Source organism: Mycobacterium sp. (assembly GCF_019247635.1).
Taxonomy (GTDB): domain Bacteria; phylum Actinomycetota; class Actinomycetes; order Mycobacteriales; family Mycobacteriaceae; genus Mycobacterium.
Map to the genome: position 1 here is coordinate 106,317 of NZ_JAFBAR010000128.1, position 16,698 is coordinate 123,014.

The following is a 16,698-nucleotide window of genomic DNA, read 5'->3' on the forward strand; positions in this document are numbered from 1 at the left end:
CTGCGCACGCTCGCGGCGTCTCGACGCACGACTAGCCTGGGGGCCATGACTGATCTGGTTGAGCGCGTGCGCGACGTGCTGCCCTCGGTGCGGCGCGATCTCGAAGACCTGGTGCGCATCGAATCGGTGTGGGCCGACCCCGCCCGTCGGGATGAGGTGCACCGCAGCGCACAAGTGGTGGCAGATCTGTTGTCGCAGGCTGGTTTTGGTGATGTCCGCACGGTTAGCGAGGGTGGCGCACCGGCGGTGATCGCGCGGCATCCGGCGCCGCCGGGGGCGCCGACGGTGCTGTTGTACGCCCACCACGACGTGCAGCCAGAAGGTGACCGCGACCAGTGGGCAACGCCGCCGTTCGAGCCCACCGAACGTGACGGGCGGCTCTACGGTCGAGGCAGCGCCGACGACAAGGCAGGCATCGCAACACATTTGGCGGCGTTCAAGGCTCACGGTGGCCAGCCGCCCGTTGGCGTGACCGTGTTCGTCGAGGGTGAGGAGGAATCCGGATCGCCGTCGCTGGGGCGGTTACTCGCCGCGCACCGCGACGCGCTGGCCGCCGACGTGATTGTCATCGCCGACTCGGACAACTGGAGCACTGAAGTTCCCGCGCTGACGGTGTCGCTGCGGGGTCTGGTCGACTGCGTGGTCGAGGTCGCCACCCTTGACCATGGGCTGCACTCCGGTATCTGGGGCGGGGTGGTTCCCGATGCGCTGAGCGTACTGGTGCGGCTGCTGGCCAGCCTGCACGACGACGACGGCAATGTCGCGGTGGCCGGTCTGCACGAAAGTAGCGCGGCGGCAGTGGATTACCCACCGGAACGGGTACGCGCCGATTCGGGTCTGCTGGATGGTGTGCGCGAGATCGGTTCGGGTTCGGTGCCGCAACGGCTGTGGGCCAAACCCGCGATCAGCGTGATCGGCATCGACACCACGTCCATTGCGGCAGCGTCGAACACGCTGATCCCGCGGGCCAGAGCCAAGATCAGCCTGCGGATCGCGCCCGGCGGCCAGGCCGAGGCGCATCTGGCCGCGCTGACCGCGCATCTGAAGAGCAATGTTCCCTGGGGTGCTCACGTCACCGTCACGCGTGGTGACAAGGGCGAACCATATGCCATCGACGCGTCGGGACCGGTCTACGACGCCGCTCGGTCGGCCTTCCGGCAGGCGTGGGGCACCGACCCGATCGACATGGGGATGGGGGGCTCGATCCCGTTCATAGCCGAGTTCGCCGCCGCATTCCCGCAAGCCACGATTCTGGTCACCGGAGTGGAAGACCCCGCGACGCAGGCGCACAGCATCAATGAGAGCCTGCATCTGGGTGTGCTGGAACGCGCGGCGACCGCCGAAGCGTTGCTGCTGGCCAACCTGGCCTGACTGGCCCCGCCGCTGGCGGGTCTACAACCCGTCGATCCCGTTGACACCGAGCAAGCCGGCGTTGCCGCCGGAGCCGGGGGTGCCAGGCGTGGGGGCGCTGTCGGCGTTACCGCCATTGCCGCCGTCGCCGATCAACAGGCTGTCGCCGCCGTCACCGCCGCTGCCGCCGGTCACGAAAGCACCGCCACCAGCGCCGCCGTCACCGCCGCTGCCGACCAAAAGGCCTCCCCTGCCGCCGATGCCGCCCGAACCACCAGCCGTCGAGGTGAAGCCGCCGGCTCCGCCTGCTCCGCCGAAGCCGAACAGCGACGCGCCACCGCCCGCACCACCGGCTCCACCGGTAATACCCGGTCCGCTGCCGCCACCCCCTCCGCTTCCGCCGTCGCCGCCATCGGAGAGCAGCAGACCCGAAGTGCCGCCGGCCCCACCCTTGCCTCCCGCGGTCCCTGTCCCGCCGTCGCCGCCGTCCCCGAACAGCAGGCCGCCGTTACCGCCGTTGCCGCCGTTGCCGTGCGCGCCGCCGAATGCTCCGGACCCGCCGGCTCCGCCGACGCCGGCGATCACGCCGCCGTTGCCACCGGCTCCGCCGGCGCCGGCGGCAGCTCCGCCCTGTCCGCCGGCTCCACCGATGCCGCCCCCAGCGTCGAAGAGTCCGCCAAGCAGCCCCCCGCCGCCGCCGGCGCCACCGACACCACCAGTTCCCTTGCCGCCGGTGAAGTCGGCATAACCGCCGCCGCCACCGTCGCCGCCGGCACCCAGGAGTCCGCCGGCTCCGCCTGCGCCGCCGGCGCCAGCGGTGGCGGATGCGGACCCGCCGCCGATTCCGCCAATCCCGCCGCTGCCCAGCAGCAGTCCACCGGACCCGCCGGCGCCACCGGACCCACCGTTGCCCGATGTGGAGAAGCCACCAACCCCGCCGGCGCCTCCCTCGCCAAGCAGCCCGGCCGCTCCGCCGGCCCCGCCTGTTTGGCCGGCCGCGCCCGATCCGCCCGCCCCGCCGGAGCCCAACAAGATCCCGCCGGCCCCGCCGGGCAGCCCGGAGCCGGGGGCCGCGTTCGCGCCGTTACCTATCAGGGGACGCCCCAACAGCAGGTCGGTGGGGGTGTTGATGACGTCGTACAGCGGCTGCAGCGGGGTGGTGCCATTGGCGCCGGCGGCACCGATGGCACCCGGATTCGAGCCAAACCCGCCGTTGCCGCCATTGCCGGCGGCGCCGAGCAGACCCCCGTTCCCGCCGAACCCGCCCGCGCCACCGGGCCCGGCTCCGAGCGCGCCGTAGCCCCCGGCGCCGCCGGCGCCGCCGTCGCCGATCAGCGCCCCGCCCTGACCACCTTGCCCACCGGACCCCGCAGTGCCGCCAATGAACCCGCTCAGGCTCGCGCCCCCGCCGGTCCCGCCGACCCCGCCGTCGGAAAACAGGAATCCTGCAGCGCCGCCAGTCCCACCGGACCCACCTTGGAAGCCGAATCCGCCGGCACCGCCGGCACCGCCACTGGAAAACAACAGGCCCGCCTTGCCGCCCGCTCCGCCATCACCACCGGTACCACTTGCGTTGCTTCCGCCGGCGCCGCCGGAACCCCCTGTGCCGAACAACGCGCCCGCGTCGCCACCAGCACCTCCGTGACCGCCGGTCAGGGCGAAGCCCCCGCCGTTTCCGCCGGCGCCGCCGGGCCCGCCGAGCAGCCCTCCCGCACCGCCCGCTCCGCCCGCACCGCCGGCGCCGTTGCCAGAATCGACCCCGTTGCCGCCGTCGCCCCCGTGACCGCCCCCCGCGCCCAGCAGGCCAGCCAGCACCCCGCCGGCCCCGCCGGTCCCACCGGAACCACCGAGCGCGCCGTCTCCGGCGACGCCACCGGCGCCGCCGGCACCACCGGCGCCGAACAGCCCGCCTGCCCCGCCAAGCCCACCTGCCCCACCGGGGCCGCCGACCGAATTGCCCTGACCTCCGTAGCCGCCGGAGCCGCCGCTGCCGAACAAAATTCCGCCGGCCCCGCCCGCGCCGCCGGCCGCGCCCGGGGAGCCCATAACCAAGTCTTGGCCTGGCCCCCCGGCGCCGCCGGGCCCACCGGTGCCGAACAAACCCGCGGCCCCACCGTTACCGCCGTTTTGACCCACCGCACCCGAACCACCGGCACCGCCGTTGCCGAACAGAATTCCCCCGGCCCCACCGTTTTGCCCAGACCCGGCCGGCGCGTTGGCACCGTTGCCGATCAGCGGCCGACCCAAGGCCGTCTGGAAGGGCGCGTTGATCACCAGGAATATGGCCTGCAACGGATTGGCGCTGGCGGCCTCGGCAGCCGCATAGGATCCCGCGCCGGCGGCCATTGCCTGGACGAAGCTGTCGTGAAACGACGCAGCCTGCACGCTGAGCGCCTGATACTGCTGGCCGTGTGCCGAAAACAACGACGCTATCGCCGCCGACACCTCGTCGCCCCCCGCAGCCATCAGCGCCGTGGTGGCAGGCGCCGCCGCCGCCTGAGCCTGATTGATCGCGGCGCCCAGACCGCTTAGTTGTGCCGCCGAGGCTTCCAGGGCATCGGTAGAGACGAAGACGAAAGACATCGGTTACCTCACTTTGCGAACACCCCGACGATCGCAGCACCACCGTTGCGCGCCGACTGTGCCAAAGTAATCCTTCCCGTGACGACAGCAAGGCGGTTTGTGTGACAGGAATGTGAACCGGTCCGATCGCAAAGAGGGAAAAGGGTTTATCCCGGTTCAGGGATCACGGGATGGCCCGAGAGTGTTGGGCCCGTGCGTCCTTCGTCATTTCTCTCCGAGTCACTGGACGACGAATTCCGGGCAGTAGGCCTGGGTGCTGGCGCTGATGAAGTAGGCAGCTTGGTCGCGGTCCAAATACGGATTGCCCTGACGGAAGGACGATAGAACGTTGTCATAGGGCATGCCGCCCTTCATCTCATTGCAAATCCCGTGCGCCGAGTCGATGAGGCCCGGCACGTCGTCGACCTCTACGCCCATGCCGTTGCGGATGTTTTGGACGAACTGCGCGTCGCTCGGATCTGCGTGCGCGGTTGCCGCGAGGACTGCAGAACCCGCCAAGACCACGGCAATGGAAAGCAGCATCTTCATGCGAAACCGAACCCAATTCGAAATGCGGACAACGCCAGGCAATCATCTTCCCAAAGCGCGCGGTTACCCCCGGTCCGGGGTAGCAAACCCCTGACATCAGCGCGACAATCCGTGCATGCGCCCCTCGCGCTCCTCGCCATCACAGCCACACTCCTCGTCGCGGCGCCGCCGCTCTGGACAACCGCCCCCTCGACGCCATCAAGCTGCCATCCGCAAAGCAACAACGGCACCTGCTACGAGCCCGGCGAGCGCTGTCGTAACAGCGACCATGGAGCATCTGACGTGGCCGGTGATGGCGAGAGCATCGTTTGCCAGAACAACGACGGCTGGCGTTGGGAGCCAGCATCGCAAACAGCAGCGCAGGTGACCTCGATCCGTCTTAACGAGGAGCTTTGCAATTGCCGCTTCCCGTCCGCCCGGGCTCAACGGATCAGCCTGCATATGTGGAAGGTAAAAACTGCCAAGCGCGCGCTCGGTACGGATTATGGCGAACACAATGGTTCCTGATGCTGCTATGAGCACCGCGTCTTCGAGCGCGGGTTACAGGTGCCATCTGCATGCATTCAGCGCTGCCGATGTGGGGCCAGTCGCGGTCAGCCGCAGGCCACCTACACATCGAGGTCGCGGCGCAGCTTCGCGACGTGGCCGGTCGCTTTGACGTTGTACTGGGCGACGCTGATTTTGCCCTTCTCGTCGATCAGGAACGTTGACCTGATAACACCTTGGATAGTCCGCCCGTACATCGTCTTCTCGCCATAGGCACCGTATGCCGTCAGCACCTTGCGGTCGGGATCGGAGAGCAGCGGAAACGTCAACCCCTCGGCGTCCCGAAACTTGGCGAGCTTCTCTGGCTTGTCGGGGGAGATCCCGACGACGTCGAAGCCGGCGTCGTTCAGCTCGGCCAGGTTGTCCCGGAAGTCGCACGCCTGTTTCGTGCAGCCCGGCGTGGACGCGGCCGGGTAGAAGTACACGACGACGCGGCGTCCCTTGTAGTCGGCCAGCGACACCTTGTTCCCGTCGGCGTCGGGCAGGCTGAACGCGGGTGCCTTGTCGCCAGGTGCCAATCGGGTGCTCTCGGTCAAGGTACGTCCCTTTCTGTTCACCGCGGCGTCGGCACTAGGGTAGTGCGTCAGGTGCACCAGCCGGACTTGGAGGACAGAGACGTGGCCGACCGGGACCCCGAAGCAATCAAGCAGGAGATCGACGTGGCCCGCGACCAGCTGGCCGCCACCGTCGATTCGCTTGCTGAGCGCGCCAACCCCCGCCGCCTGGCCGACGACGTCAGGGCCCGGGTGCTCGAATTCGTCAGAAAACCGGTGGTGACGGTGTCGCTGGCCGGAGTCGGAGCACTCGTCGTCGTGGTGGTGGTGCACCGGGTCCGCAACCGCTGAGCCGCCGCCGCGCGCTCAGGCCATCCCGGCGGCGCTGCTTTGGACGTGTATCGGAATGTCATCGGCCCAGGGCTGATTGGTAACCATCACGTCGACGTCGACGTAACCCCGTTCGAACTCGCCCGTCGCCGCGTCGACCAGCCGGTACTCCTGCGTCTGTTTCTGGATCGGCTGCGCGTCGAGAATGACCACCCGGACATCGCCGGGCTCGAATCGGCACCGCTGCTGTAGCGCCTCGATAAGGCACTCGTTGTGCAGATGGCCGTCGCCGAAGTTCCAGCCAAGAACCATCGCGCAAAGAACCTCGCCCTCACAGAGGTTGTAGTCGTCCTCGTCGTAGCCGGCCATCGCCCGGTGCGCCAGGGTGAACAGCGCGCGCCCGTGCGTGTTCATCCCCCGAAACGCGTATGCGAGGTGGATCGGGACCAGGGTGGCCTCTTTGCTTTTGTACAACCGCTCGAGTTGCAGGTGCTGCATGGGGCCGAGCGCGCGCGAGCCGGTGCGAAACTTCTCGTCCACCGACGGCTTGACGCACCAGAGTGTGGTGTCCCAGTTACCCGCGTAATAGCGCATACCGGGCAGGAAGGAAACCTTGCGCGGGTACAGGTTCCCGACGACGACGGTGCCCGCGATGACGGCGAACAGGATGGCCAGCGGCAACGGATTGGTGACGCTCGCCCACCCCAGGTTGGCGTGCGCGACAAACAACCACAGCACCCCGAAGATCATGAACACGTTCCACTCCAGCGGCACCCCCATCGGGAAGGCCAGCAGGATGTTCAGATGGAACAGGATCATCACGAACGCGGCGACGGCGGTTGGCCAGCCGCCGTGCGAAAAGAACAGTGCGAGCGGCACCAATCCCTCCACGGCAGTGGAGAAGTGGGCGATGAGACCCGCCAACGCGCTGGGCCGCAGATCGTCCGGATAACACTTGAACAGCGACCGCTTGAGAAACCCGGAGGGGATGAAGGGGTTGTTGGCCAGCATCGTCGAGATCACAAACGGGAAGTGGCGGTTGAGCTTCGACGTCGCCGCGCCCAACCAGATCACCATGAAGACCGCCTTTGTGCCGACGACGATGTCGGCGCCGGAGAACAGGAACGCCAGCGCCAGCGGCGCGTACACCTCGCCGCGGGCGGCCAGGAAGATGACCTTGTCGCGCAGGCTGAGCACGGCCAGTACCGACAGGATCGCGGTGGTCTGCCACCAGGGCAGCACGCCGATCACCGTGTGCAGAGCGGGAATTGGGCCGCTGCCGTCGGACACTAGAGCTATTGCGAGCAACATCACCAGGGCGCCGTAGAGCACGGCGTCGAACGGGGTTCTGTTGTTGCCCTTGGTCAACGGCACCCGGTCCGGCCACGGTGGTAGCCGGATGGTGCCGGGCCGCAGCCAGTACAGGATCGAACCCATCGGCGGAAAATAGCGTCCGGCCAGCGGACCGAAGCAGCATCCGAGACCGACGACCTCGAACAGCATCGTGAAGAGCACGGCCTTCTGGAACACGATCGGTTCGGTCCACCACTCGGCGACGCGAGTGAATCCTCCGATGCCTGCCGTGGTCCAGGCGAACAGCCAGCCGCCAAGGATGTACAGCGCGATCTTCACGCCGTACATGACGTGCATCACCAGCGGGGTGCCGAAGCCGTTCTCGGCGATGTGGCGCATCATCGGCACAACCCGCTCGGCGCGCGTGCCCTTACTCCATTCGGGTATGTCGACGACGGGCAGATTGGGCTGGATGAACCCCATTGCGGCTCCTTCGACGCGGGGGGCCTGTCGGTGCAAGGAAAGCTACCGCTTGGCCCGGTCCTGATTACCTCTTTCTGAATAACGGCTGGAACGGCCCCGCGCCGGCTTCTAGCGTCGCGGCTGATCAGTGACCGGCGCCGGCCTGCCCGTCGTGGCCGAACAGCAACCCGCGCCGGCCCCCGGGGCCGCCGGGGCCGCCGTTTCCCGGAGCGCCCCCGACGCCGCCGCTGCTGCCGACCTGTCCGCCCGCTCCACCGGATGCGCCGGTTCCCCCGGCCCCGCCGTCGCCCACCAGGCTGGCGTCGCCGCCGCCCCCGCCGGCCCCGCCTGCGCCCCCGGCTCCGCCGTTGGAGTTGCCGCCGATCGAGCCCGTGCCGCCGTCACCACCATCAGCGCCCGTGCCGCCGTTTCCACCTTGGCCGCCGTTGCCATGTATCCAGCCGCCTTGCCGGTTCCGCCGCTCGCCCCGGCGCCGCCGTCGGCATTGCCGAGGATATCGCTGCTCTGGCCGGTCGTGGTGCCGCCGGCGCCGCCCGCTCCGCCCGTCCCGCCGGCCCCGCCGTGGCCCAATAGTCCAGCGCCGCGATCGCCCCCGACACCTCGTCCTCGGCGGCGGCCGCGATCGCGGTGGTCCGCGTCGCCGCCGTGGAATTGGCCGCGCTCACAGCTGAACCCGTCCGGGCCACGGCGGCGGCGGAGACGGCAAACTCATCCGGAATCGCGTCGAGATACGACATCAGGTGCCCCCCTATCGCCAGGATTGGGCGTGACCATCAGATTGCGTCATAACTATCACAGTGCCCGCACCCCGTACGCGTGTTGAAACGGATTGCTGGTCGCCGGACGAGCGAACGACCCAACGGGCGCTCGGGTGCTGGCAGATCGCAGGAGCGCGGAGCGAATTCACCGAGCCGCTCGACCTGCGGTTGAATGCGTTGAAGTGCGTTGAGGTGCGCCGTCAGGGTTTCGAACCCCGGACCCGCTGATTAAGAGTCAGCTGCTCTACCAACTGAGCTAACGGCGCCTAGATCCACCTAGCCAAGGCACATTAACAGGCAATGCGCTACGAGGTGAAATCTCAGATTAGTGAACTTCGGCGGGCGTAACAACGTAGTGGCCTCGTGGTGCTCCGCGAGGCCCTAAACTACTCCGAGAGTTTTGCGCCCGGTCACGACGCGGTGGAGGGGAGGTGAGTGCGAAAGGTGGGTGTTGTGACCAGTCCCGTGGCCAGGGGCCGTCGCGCCAGAGCTTGGCTAGCCATGCTGATGATCCCTGTTGCGCTGTTCGGCGTCGCCTGCAGCAGCAACGGCAGCCCCGGAGCCGCGCCGCCGAAGGCCATCGTGGACAAAGGCACGCCATTCGCAGACCTGCTGGTACCCAAGCTCACCGCCTCGGTCGCAGACGGCGCGGTCGGTGTCACCGTGGACGCGCCCGTGACGGTTTCGGTTGCCGACGGCGTGCTCGCGGCGGTCACCATGGTCAACGACAACGGCAGGACGATCAACGGTCAACTCAGCCCCGACGGGCTGCACTGGTCGACCACCGAGCAACTCGGCTACAACAGGCGCTACACGCTGAACGTGAAGGCGCTCGGCATGGGCGGCGCGGCCACCCGCCAGATGACCTTCCAGACCAGTTCCCCGGAGCACCTGACGATGCCCTACGTCAACCCCGGCGACGGCGAGGTCGTGGGCATCGGCGAGCCGGTGGCCATCCGGTTCGACGAAAACATCGCCAACCGTCTCGCGGCGCAGAAGGCGATCGTCATCACCACCAACCCGCCCGTCGAGGGCGCGTTCTACTGGCTGAACAACCGCGAAGTACGTTGGCGCCCAGAGCATTTCTGGAAGCCGGGCACAACGATCGACGTGGCGGTCAACACCTACGGAGTCGACTTGGGTGAGGGCATGTTCGGCGAGGACAACGTCAAGACGCACTTCACGATCGGCGACGAGGTCGTCGCGACCGCCGACGACAACACCAAGATGGTTACGGTGCGGATCAACGGCGAAGTCGTCAAAACCATGCCCACCTCAATGGGCAAGGACAGCACCCCTACCGCGAACGGCGTCTACATCATCGGCGGACGGTTCAAGCACATCATCATGGACTCGTCGACCTACGGCGTTCCGGTCAACTCGCCCAACGGATATCGCACCGACGTCGACTGGGCCACGCAGATGTCCTACAGCGGGGTCTTCGTGCATTCCGCGCCGTGGTCGGTGGGCGCCCAGGGTCACACCAATACCAGCCACGGCTGTCTGAACGTGAGTCCCAGCAACGCCGAATGGTTCTACGACCACGTCAAGCGCGGCGACATCGTCGAGGTGATGAACACCGTCGGCGCAACCTTGTCCGGCACCGAGGGTCTCGGGGACTGGAATATTCCGTGGCCGCAGTGGAAAGCGGGCAACGCCAACACCTGAGCGCGGTGCCGCCGAGATCATCGCGCGTCCTGTCAGGACATTGGTGCGGTGTCCCTCGGGCGTCTCGAGGATATGGCTTTTTGCCCACCTCCGAGCGACACGGCGTGGGCGGGCGCGCAGCGGAATCGGTTGTCGCTGTAAGGCGGGCAATTCGGCACACCCGAAACTTGCCGTGACGCAACGTGATCTCACGCCGGCTCTCGGCGACTTACTGCCTGGCCACCTTGGCCGCGATCTGGTGAGCGATGTTGACCGCAATGTCGGCCGGATTGCCGGGCACGCAGGCCGCGATGTCGACGGCGATGTTGCTGTTGACGGTCAGCGCGCGCTGACAGGCCCACGTTTTGGTGCCCTGGCGGGTGTCGGTAACGCTCAGGGTCCCGTCGGCGTCGGCGAGGGGCCCCGCGCTCCAGACCACGTCGGGGTCGTCGGGGGAGGTGTGGCGGTACTGGCGGTTCGCGCAGGCTGGCCAATGCTCTGCCGAACTGGCGAAGAACCGCGCCGCGTCCTCGGCGGAGGGAAACGACACGACAGCCTGAGTGACTTCATGGGTGGAGTGCCCGCCGGGCTGGTCGAGGATCTGACGACGAACGGCCGTCCAGTTGCTGACGACATACACCGAGTTGTCAGCCGGATACGCGAAAACGCAATCCTTGTCGGGTATATGGGAACTCGCGTCGAGCATCGTGGTCCATGTTCCCGCGACCGTCATTGACCGCGTCCCCATCGCTGTGTTGACCTCGGCGGCGCTGAGCAGCAGCTCGTCCAGGGCGGCCGCGGCGACCGACGGTGTTGTGGTGGTGAGCTCTGCGCTGGAGGAAACCGCGGGCGTGCCGCCGCTGCAGCCGGTGAGGAGTATCGCGAACGCGATGAGGTGGCGTCCGATGCGCTCGTTGTGAGCCACACTTCGAAGGCTAACCTCGCGTGCCGGGCGCGGCGGGGCACGGCGGCGCGCGCCAGGCGGGCGGCGGGGCACGCCACGGGTCGCGAGTGTGCATTGCGCGACGCATTATCGGCGTGTCGCGTCGCGAGATTCACAGTGGAGAGGGGCTCGCGACAGCAAAAGGTCAGAGGGCGAAAACGCCCTCTGACCTGTGGGGTGAGTGACGGGACTCGAACCCGCGACATCCAGGATCACAACCTGGTGCTCTACCAACTGAACTACACTCACCATGGCCGTCGGCCGGCCCTGAGGGCTAACTCGCGGCGACGTCGATACTAACTGTTCGTAGCCTCGTCGGCCGAATCGTTTCCGTCGGATGTGCCCGATTCGCCCTCGAGCTCGGCGGTGACTACCCCGATTTCGCTGATAGAAGGCCCGGGTGGGGGCACGAACGCGGTACGGCGGTAGTACTGCAGTTCACGGATGGATTCGTGAATGTCGGCCAGGGCCCGATGTGCAAGGCCCTTGGTCGGCTGCCCGAAGTAGATGCGCGGGTACCAGCGCCGGCAGAGTTCCTTGATCGAGCTGACGTCGATCATGCGGTAATGCAAGAAGGAGTCCAGCTTGGGCATGTCGCGCGCGATGAACGAGCGATCGGTTGCGATCGAGTTGCCCGCCAGCGGGGCCGTCTTGGGCTGCTTGACGTGTTCGCCGATGTAATCGAGCGCCATCGTCTCGGCGGTGGCCAGGTCGATGGTGGAGGCCTTCACCTCGTCGATCAGCCCGGAGCGCGAGTGCATCTCCGTCACGACGTCGATCATCGACGACAGCGCGGCGTCCTCGGCGTGAATCACGACGTCGACACCGTCACCGAGTATGTTCAGCTCGGCGTCGGTGACCAGCACTGCGATCTCGATCAACTTGTCCGAGCCCAGATCCAGCCCGGTCATCTCGCAGTCGATCCACACCAATTCGTCACGCACAGCGCACAGCGTAGGCCCACGTCACCACCTGCCCCTGTTCACCCTGCGAAGTAGGGTGATGGTCTGCCTTGCTCGCATGGGACCACTGGGGAGATCGAGGGCCGACGCACGATGAGCACCGAATCAGCACCGACACCCGCTAAACGCATCGCGGACGGGTATGCCGTCGAGGGCCAGGCACTGGAGCTGGGCACCGTCGTCGTCGACGGTCAAACCGACCCGGCGGCCCAGATCCGCATCCCGTTGGCCACCATCAACCGGCACGGCCTGGTGGCCGGTGCGACGGGCACCGGCAAGACCAAGACGCTGCAGTTGATCGCCGAGCAGCTCAGTGCTGCGGGGGTTCCGGTGCTGATGGCCGATGTGAAGGGCGACCTGTCCGGGTTGGCGCGCCCGGGGGAGGCGAACGACAAGACCGCCGCACGCGCGAAGGATACGGGCGACAATTGGCAGGCGACGGGATTCCCGGTCGAGTTCCTGTCGTTGGGCACCGACGGGGTCGGCGTGCCGATACGCGCGACCGTCGCCAGCTTCGGCCCGGTGCTGCTATCAAAAGTGTTGGGGCTCAACGCTACTCAGGAATCAACACTCGGGCTGATCTTCCACTGGGCGAAGGAAAACAACCGTTCGCTGGTCACGGTGGGCCAGCTGCGCGCCGTCATCAGCCACCTGACCAATGACGAGGGCAAGGCCGACCTGAAATCCCTGGGCGGGGTGTCGTCGACGACGGCGGGCGTCATCCTGCGGGCGCTGGTGAATCTCGAAGGCGAGGGCGGCGACACGTTCTTCGGCGAGCCGAAGCTTGATCCGAAGGATCTGCTGCGCGCCAACGACCAGGGCCAGGGCATCATCTCGCTGCTCGAATTCAGTGGTCAGTCGTTGCGCCCGGTTATCTTCTCCACCTTCCTGATGTGGCTGCTCGCCGATCTGTTCACCGAACTCGACGAGGTCGGCGACGTGGACAAGCCCAAACTGGTCTTCTTCTTCGACGAGGCGCACCTGTTGTTCGCCGACGCCTCCAAGGCATTCCTTGAGCAGGTCGAGCAGACCGTGAAACTGATCCGGTCCAAGGGCGTCGGGGTGTTTTTCTGCACGCAGCTGCCCACGGACCTGCCCAACGACGTGCTCTCGCAGCTGGGTGCGCGCGTCCAGCACGCGCTGCGCGCGTTCACGCCCGACGACCAGAAGGCGCTGAGCAAGACGGTGCGCACGTACCCGAAAACCGATGTCTACGACCTGGAGTCGGCGCTGACGTCCCTGGGCATCGGCGAGGCGGTCGTGACCGTGCTGTCCGAAAAAGGCGCGCCGACGCCGGTGGCGTGGACGCGGATGCGGGTGCCCCGCTCGTTGATGGCCGCGATCGGGGCGGACGCCGTCTCCGCGGCAGCCAAATCCAGCCCGCTGCAAGCGAAATACGGGAAAACGGTCGAGCAGGAGTCCACGCCCGAACCAAGCCCCAAAGGCCAAGATCCCCAGCCCGGTAAGCCCGAGCCCGAATATCCGGCGCTGCCAGACGATTACGAGTTGCCCCCGATGCCGCCGCCCGCCGCGCCGAAGGGACCTAGCATGTGGGAGGAAGTGCTGAAGAATCCCACCGTGAAAAGCGGCATCAACACGGCGATACGTGAAGCGGTGCGTAGCGTGTTCGGGTCGGGCCGCCGGCGCAGGTAGCGCCGCGAGCGTAACGCCACTGCGAAAATCCGCGGCGGATCTCACAGTAGCGTTACGCTCGGCAGAGCGTCGGCCCAAACGCGGCCTGCTAGCCGCCCAGCTTTTTGTAGAAGCTGCCCACGATCGGTGCCACAATGGCGCGCGGGGCATACTGACTCGCCACCGACATGGCCTTGGACGTCAAGCCGGGCACGACACGCATCTTGTTGCGCTCCAACGCATCCAGCGAAACCTGGGCGGTGTGCTCGGTGGAGATCCAGAGGAAATCCGGCACCAGCCTTTCGACCAGGGATGCTTCGGCGTCGTCCGGCAGGTCGGTGCGTACCGGGCCCGGGGCCAGCAGCGTGACGTGCACACCCGAGCCTTTCAGTTCGCCGCGTAACGACTCGCTGAACGTGTTGGCGAACGCCTTGGTGGCGGCGTAGGTGGCGTTGAACGGAATCGGCGAATTGCCCGCCGCCGAGCCGGAAATCAGGATGCCGCCCGCCTTACGCTCGATCATGCCCGGCAACACTGCCAACGAAAGATCATGCACTGCAACGGCATTAAGTTGAACCTGAGCCCTTTCGCCCGCCGGGTCCAGTCCCGAGACCGGACCGAACGTCGCCGTCCCCGCGTTCGCACACAGGATGGAGATGGGGCGGGCGGCCAGCTCGTCGCACAGCTTCGCTCGTTCGGCCGGGTCGGCGAGGTCGGCCGGTCGCACCTCCACGCTGACGCGGTACTTGTCGGTCAGCCGTGCGGCGAGCTCCGTTAGCAGATCCTCACGGCGCGCGGTGACGATCAGGCTGTGACCGCGCGTGGCCAGCTCGGTGGCCAGCGCCGCCCCGATGTTTTGTGAAGCTCCGGTGACAACCGCGCGCGCGTCGGAACTGGGAGCGGGTATCGGCATGAGGGCAATCGTAGACAGAGCGCGCGCACGGTGGACCGGCTGCCAATAAGCTGCCCGTCATGGCTGCACCCGACGCGGATTCGCGCGGCATTATGCGATCTCGGGTCGTGGCGTGGGCGCTGTGGGATTGTGGCTCGACGGGCCTGAACGCGATCGTCGCGACCTTTGTCTTCTCCGTGTACCTGACGAGCACCGTCGGGGTCGGCTTGCCGGGCCCGACGACGCCGGCGAGTTGGCTGGGTCGTGCCGGCGCCCTGGCGGGGCTGACCGTCGCGCTGCTGGCGCCGGCCGTCGGCGTATGGGTGGAGTCAGCCCACCGGCGGCGGGTGGCGCTTGGCGTGCTGACCGCACTCGCGATCACGCTGACCTGCTCGATGTTCTTCATCCGCGACCGGCCCGGCTACCTGTGGGCCGGACTGGTTCTGCTGGCGGCCACGGCCGCGTGCGGGGACCTGGCCAGCGTCCCCTACAACGCGATGCTGCGTCAGCTATCGACGCCGCAGACGGCCGGGCGGATCTCTGGTTTCGGCTGGGCAGCGGGTTATGCCGGCAGCGTGCTGCTGCTGATACTCGTCTACTCGGGGTTCATCTCCGGAAGTGGCTCGGGCCCAGACGCGGTGCGGGGGTTGTTGCGGGTGCCCGTCCACGACGGGCTCTACGTCCGGGAGGCGATGTTGGCGGCCGCGGCCTGGCTGGCGGTGCTGGCGCTGCCACTGCTTCTGGTCTCGCACCGTTTCTCCGACGACGGTCTCGAACTTGATGCCGCCTATCAGCCCACCAGCATGCTAGGCGGCTACCGCAGGCTGTGGACGGAGATCAAAGATCAGTGGCGGCGGGACCGTAACCTGGTCTACTTCCTGGGTGCCAGCGCGCTCTTCCGTGACGGGCTGGCGGCAATCTTCGCCTTCGGCGCGGTGATCGGCGTCAACGCATACGGCCTCACCCAGGGCGACGTGTTGATTTTCGGTGTGGCGGCGAGCGTGGTGGCCGCACTGGGCGCGGTGCTGGGCGGGTTCGTCGACCAACGGATCGGATCCAAACCCGTCATCGTCGGTTCGTTGACCGCGATCGTCACCTCGGCCCTCACCTTGATGACGTTGTCGGGGCCGGTCGCCTTTTGGGTGTGCGGCCTGCTGCTGTGCCTGTTCATCGGGCCGTCACAGTCGTCGTCACGTGCGCTGTTGTTGCGGATGGCTCACGACGGCAAGGAGGGGGTCGCGTTCGGCCTGTACACCATGACGGGCCGGGCGGTGGCATTCGTGGCTCCGTGGCTGTTTTCGCTCTTCGTCGATATGTTCGGCGCGGTCCGCGCCGGCTTGGGTGGAGTGTGCCTGGTGCTGGCTGTCGGGTTGCTGGCGATGGTCGGCGTGCGCGTACCCACGCTCGATGCCGCGCGGCGTTAGGTGGTGCCCTGGCAGATCGTGAGGCCCACGCCGGTGCGCTGACTGACCTGAACCCCCGCCACCGTGACCGAGCAGGTCACGTTGTGCCCGATGTTGACGACGGTGACGGTCGCCGGATGAACGGCCGACTTCGACAGGCTGACCTGCTTGCTCCACGGCAGCGACACGTTGAACTCGGTCTGGATGATGTCGCCGGTGTCCATGTACATGATGCTGATCGCACGGCCGTCGCCGGCCACGTTGTAGACGACGGTCTCCGTGCCGGCTGGGCCGGTTGTCGCGGTGGTGGGGGCGCCACTGGTCGGTGGTGCCGGTGCGGCGGAGGGCTGAGATGAGGTCCTCGTCGTTGTCGGGGTGGGGGTCGTCGAAGACGGCGTGGGCATGGGTGGCAGTGGCTCGATGGCGGTCTGGTCCTTCGCCGAGCCGTTTGCGATCACCAGCGCGACAACCAGCGCGACGACCAGAACCACCGCGGCCACGGCGGCAACCCACAGCCACCGCGGCGACCTAGGTCCCTGCGGTGGCGCGGGAGTCAGCCCGTCCGATGGCGGCGCACCCGGTGGCGGCTCGTCGTGCTGCCATGAGTCGCGTTGCCACGCGTCTTGCTGCCACGCGTCTTGCTGCCACGACCGGGGCAACCGTTTGGTCGGGTTGGTCTCGTTGGGAGTCGGCGCCCACTGCGGGGCGACCCCGCCGTATGTGGGCGAGTAGTGCGTTTGATCGGCGTAGGCCGGGTCGACATACGCCGGGTAATCGGGACCCGGCGGTGGGTACCGTCCAGACCCCGGTTGAGGGGGACCAAACCGCCCGGCTCGACGTGGATCGTTCATATC

Annotated in this window: 16 protein-coding genes and 2 tRNA genes; 6 read left to right on the forward strand and 12 right to left on the reverse strand. The window is 67.4% G+C overall.

Annotated features, from left to right (window positions below; translation table 11 throughout):
• The first annotated feature begins 45 nt into the window (after positions 1-45).
• Complete coding sequence (locus tag JO236_RS21865) at positions 46-1,371, forward strand: dipeptidase (protein WP_293335515.1); 1,326 nt, start codon at positions 46-48, stop codon at positions 1,369-1,371.
• Between the two features lie 21 nt (positions 1,372-1,392).
• On the opposite strand, the gene JO236_RS21870 is transcribed toward JO236_RS21865, so the two are convergent.
• Both JO236_RS21870 and JO236_RS21875 read right to left on the reverse strand, forming a co-directional pair.
• On the reverse strand, positions 1,393-3,933 hold the full coding sequence (locus JO236_RS21870; RefSeq protein WP_293335517.1) for a PE family protein: 2,541 nt from the start codon (positions 3,931-3,933) through the stop codon (positions 1,393-1,395).
• A 219-nt stretch (positions 3,934-4,152) separates the two neighbouring features.
• On the reverse strand, positions 4,153-4,461 hold the full coding sequence (locus JO236_RS21875) for a DUF732 domain-containing protein (protein WP_293335520.1): 309 nt from the start codon (positions 4,459-4,461) through the stop codon (positions 4,153-4,155).
• A 111-nt stretch (positions 4,462-4,572) separates the two neighbouring features.
• On the opposite strand from JO236_RS21875, the gene JO236_RS21880 reads away from it, so the two are divergent.
• Positions 4,573-4,968, forward strand: coding sequence for a hypothetical protein (locus tag JO236_RS21880; protein WP_293335523.1), 396 nt, complete (start codon positions 4,573-4,575; stop codon positions 4,966-4,968).
• 101 nt (positions 4,969-5,069) lie between these two features.
• Here JO236_RS21880 and bcp read toward each other — a convergent pair whose 3' ends face one another.
• The gene (bcp, locus tag JO236_RS21885; protein WP_293335526.1) at positions 5,070-5,543 is read right to left on the reverse strand and encodes a thioredoxin-dependent thiol peroxidase; all 474 of its coding nucleotides are present in this window, start codon (positions 5,541-5,543) and stop codon (positions 5,070-5,072) included.
• Positions 5,544-5,624: 81 nt separating this feature from the next.
• Between bcp and JO236_RS21890 the strand changes: the two genes are divergently transcribed.
• Positions 5,625-5,852, forward strand: a complete 228-nt coding sequence (locus tag JO236_RS21890) for a DUF3618 domain-containing protein (protein WP_293335529.1) — start codon at positions 5,625-5,627, stop codon at positions 5,850-5,852.
• A gap of 15 nt (positions 5,853-5,867) precedes the next feature.
• Here the strand turns inward: JO236_RS21890 and JO236_RS21895 are convergent, their stop codons facing one another.
• From JO236_RS21895 to JO236_RS21910, 4 genes are all read right to left on the reverse strand, one after another.
• Entirely contained in the window at positions 5,868-7,607 is a 1,740-nt protein-coding gene (locus JO236_RS21895; RefSeq protein WP_293335532.1) for a DUF3556 domain-containing protein, read from the reverse strand.
• Positions 7,608-7,731: 124 nt separating this feature from the next.
• Positions 7,732-7,899: a hypothetical protein gene (locus JO236_RS21900; RefSeq protein ID WP_293335535.1), complete on the reverse strand. Its 168-nt coding sequence runs from the start codon at positions 7,897-7,899 to the stop codon at positions 7,732-7,734.
• A gap of 97 nt (positions 7,900-7,996) precedes the next feature.
• Positions 7,997-8,344, reverse strand: a complete 348-nt coding sequence (locus JO236_RS21905) for a PE domain-containing protein (protein ID WP_293335536.1) — start codon at positions 8,342-8,344, stop codon at positions 7,997-7,999.
• A gap of 214 nt (positions 8,345-8,558) precedes the next feature.
• Positions 8,559-8,631, reverse strand: a tRNA-Lys gene (locus JO236_RS21910).
• 235 nt (positions 8,632-8,866) lie between these two features.
• Here JO236_RS21910 and JO236_RS21915 point away from each other — a divergent pair.
• Positions 8,867-10,033 (forward strand): L,D-transpeptidase, encoded by a 1,167-nt coding sequence (locus JO236_RS21915; protein ID WP_293335691.1) that lies wholly within the window; start codon positions 8,867-8,869, stop codon positions 10,031-10,033.
• Positions 10,034-10,241: 208 nt separating this feature from the next.
• Here JO236_RS21915 and JO236_RS21920 read toward each other — a convergent pair whose 3' ends face one another.
• From JO236_RS21920 to orn, 3 genes are all read right to left on the reverse strand, one after another.
• Entirely contained in the window at positions 10,242-10,937 is a 696-nt protein-coding gene (locus tag JO236_RS21920; protein ID WP_293335537.1) for a sensor domain-containing protein, read from the reverse strand.
• Positions 10,938-11,128: 191 nt separating this feature from the next.
• A tRNA-His gene (locus tag JO236_RS21925) sits at positions 11,129-11,204 on the reverse strand.
• A 47-nt stretch (positions 11,205-11,251) separates the two neighbouring features.
• On the reverse strand, positions 11,252-11,899 hold the full coding sequence (gene orn / locus JO236_RS21930; RefSeq protein WP_293335540.1) for an oligoribonuclease: 648 nt from the start codon (positions 11,897-11,899) through the stop codon (positions 11,252-11,254).
• A 111-nt stretch (positions 11,900-12,010) separates the two neighbouring features.
• On the opposite strand from orn, the gene JO236_RS21935 reads away from it, so the two are divergent.
• Positions 12,011-13,570, forward strand: a complete 1,560-nt coding sequence (locus JO236_RS21935) for a helicase HerA-like domain-containing protein (protein WP_293335543.1) — start codon at positions 12,011-12,013, stop codon at positions 13,568-13,570.
• Between the two features lie 88 nt (positions 13,571-13,658).
• On the opposite strand, the gene cmrA is transcribed toward JO236_RS21935, so the two are convergent.
• Positions 13,659-14,462: a mycolate reductase gene (gene cmrA / locus JO236_RS21940; RefSeq protein ID WP_293335546.1), complete on the reverse strand. Its 804-nt coding sequence runs from the start codon at positions 14,460-14,462 to the stop codon at positions 13,659-13,661.
• Positions 14,463-14,521: 59 nt separating this feature from the next.
• Between cmrA and JO236_RS21945 the strand changes: the two genes are divergently transcribed.
• Positions 14,522-15,865 (forward strand): MFS transporter, encoded by a 1,344-nt coding sequence (locus JO236_RS21945; RefSeq protein WP_293335549.1) that lies wholly within the window; start codon positions 14,522-14,524, stop codon positions 15,863-15,865.
• Here JO236_RS21945 and JO236_RS21950 read toward each other — a convergent pair.
• Positions 15,862-16,695: an MmpS family transport accessory protein gene (locus tag JO236_RS21950; RefSeq protein ID WP_293335552.1), complete on the reverse strand. Its 834-nt coding sequence runs from the start codon at positions 16,693-16,695 to the stop codon at positions 15,862-15,864. The two genes, JO236_RS21945 and JO236_RS21950, sit on opposite strands and share 4 nt — an antisense overlap.
• Positions 16,696-16,698 lie beyond the last annotated feature (3 nt).